Consider the following 2,158-nt stretch of genomic DNA (forward strand, 5'->3'; position numbering starts at 1 on the left):
TCTGATAGACAATTACCAAACGTCCATTTTAAAGGTACCAGGATTGTTGAACTGTCTAAAACAAGGGGTCCTACTTTTAGAAACTGTCCTTGACAAGGGGTACGGTTTACGGCCAGAGGCCTGCTCTTCACTCTTCACTCTTCACTTGCCTATAAATCCCACTCTACCTCCGCACCGGCAAACAGCGCATGGTCCTTTGCCCCCTGTTTGATGGAGGCATACCCCAGCGTCCCGTTGAGATACACCGCGTCCTTCAGCTTCTTCCGTCCCGTAAGCCCGGTTTCCTGGATCACCGGCCCGTCACTGCCCCGGTCCTTCTCCGTCCGCTGGTAGTACAGCCCCAGCCGGTCCGCTCCCGGGAAATAATGGTTCACCCGGGCATAGTACTTCCGGGCGTCATTGCCCATCCAGTCCCCCAGTATGTCCCCGCTATAGGTCCAGCCGTCCTGGTAGGTGCCGTGGACATACCAGTCCTTGTTGGTGTGGGCCATTTCCGCCACCAGATCCCAGGATCCGTCCCGGGTCAGCTGAGGCAGGTACACACCGCCCCGCCAGCCCCAGTCCGAGGGCATGCCGTGAGCCTGGTCCTCCCCGTACATCTCTCCGTAGAACTGGACCCCGGGCAGCCGCAGCCGGAAGTCAACGCCTCCGATGTCGTCCCATTTGTCCTGGCTGTCCGCATTGTGGCCGTAAATCCACTTCCCCCAGTCGTGAGAAGAAAGACCGTTTTCATCCCCGCCCAGCATGGAGATCCGGGAAGCCCCCAAGGTCAGCCACCGGGTGGGAGTCACATCCAGCCGCAGCCCCAGAAGCCCCGGATGGTTGTAATCCTTCCGGCCCCACTGAGCCGCATCCTCCGCCCGTTCCCCGTCCAGACGGCCGTAAAAGGCATGGAAATCCACCTGGCCCAGGAACTTCAGGAAGCCCCCGGCCTGAATGGGTTCATTAAGATGGGCCTGGAGAGTGGTAAGAGGCTTCATCCCGTTCCCCAGCAGCAGATGGCCACTGGCCCCCTGTCCCCAGGTCATGGCCTGCCGGCCCAGTTCCCAGGCCCAGGCCCCAGTCCGGGTCTTCACATAGGCTTCCTCCAGGCTGGCCGTGCCTTCATTGTCCTTGTCCCAGGACGCCCGGCCCCGGATCCCCAGGGCCACCTCATGGCCCAGGTTCCCGGACGCCTCCACTTCCCCGGCCATACTGCCGTTCCGTCCCTTTTTGTGGCCGTTGGTCCCGGCAAACGGAGCCCATTCACTGGCCGTCCGGCTGTCCCGGTAGGAGAATCTGTCCCCATGGAGATACCCGGTGCCCACCTGGAAAGAGCGGAGCCGGAACCCGTCCCCGCCGGTACCGCTGCCCTGGAGAGCCGCCACCTCCGGCGCCACATAAGATTCCAAATCCGCCAGATCCGCCTCCAAGTACCCGGGAAGAGGCTTCTCCGCCGCCTTTTCCTTCGCTTCCAGGGCCCATTGGGCCATCTGGAGACGGCTGTAGGGCCGGGCCCCGTTGGGCAGCGAAGACAGGTACCCCATCCCCGAAAGTTTATCAATAGTCTCATAATACCGGCTGTCCACCGGCACATTGGCCGCCACCTGAGCCAGCGCCGTCCCCGGCCCCCCAGCCAGGCCCAGCCCCAAAGCAAGCACCACAGCAAAAGTATGTTTCATAGCACAAAAGCCCCCTTTTTCAGCAAAATCATCCCAGTACTGGGATTTGTGTAGACAAGTAATTATACCATATATGCAGGTGAATGGACGAGAAATTGGAGGGGGGATTAAGTGATCACGGGTCCGTAGGGGCCGCACGCCGGGCGGCCCGCCAGGATCGGGAGCAAGATGGAACGGCCAACGGAAAATCCGGCGGCCGTTTGTTCATCGTTCATCGTTTCGGATGCCAGATGCTCACGCATCTGCCTTTGAACATGAAACCCGGCGGCCGGGATGGGCTCCCCTGCGGGAAGCCCCTACCACGTTGGGGTCAGAGATGCAACAGAAAATCAGAGAAACGGGGTCGTCAAAAAATCCGTTCCTGTGACCGTTGTATCCAACATCCAACCCCAACGCCGTAGACCAACTATATAAAGTCAAGCCAATTTTAAAATAAATTTCAGTTGCTATGGATCTTTGCAAAAGGGTGCACTTACCCAAGCCCCCTTTTGTGGGCT

Annotated in this window: 1 protein-coding gene; it reads right to left on the reverse strand. The window is 59.5% G+C overall.

What is annotated here, in order from left to right:
* Window positions 1–149: 149 nt before the first annotated feature.
* Window positions 150–1,661: a capsule assembly Wzi family protein gene (locus ACTQY1_RS11150; protein WP_441374206.1), complete on the reverse strand. Its 1,512-nt coding sequence runs from the start codon at window positions 1,659–1,661 to the stop codon at window positions 150–152.
* Window positions 1,662–2,158 lie beyond the last annotated feature (497 nt).

Origin of the sequence: Acidaminococcus sp. HCP3S3_G9_1, from assembly GCF_052122455.1 — a bacterium.
Classification (GTDB): domain Bacteria; phylum Bacillota; class Negativicutes; order Acidaminococcales; family Acidaminococcaceae; genus Acidaminococcus.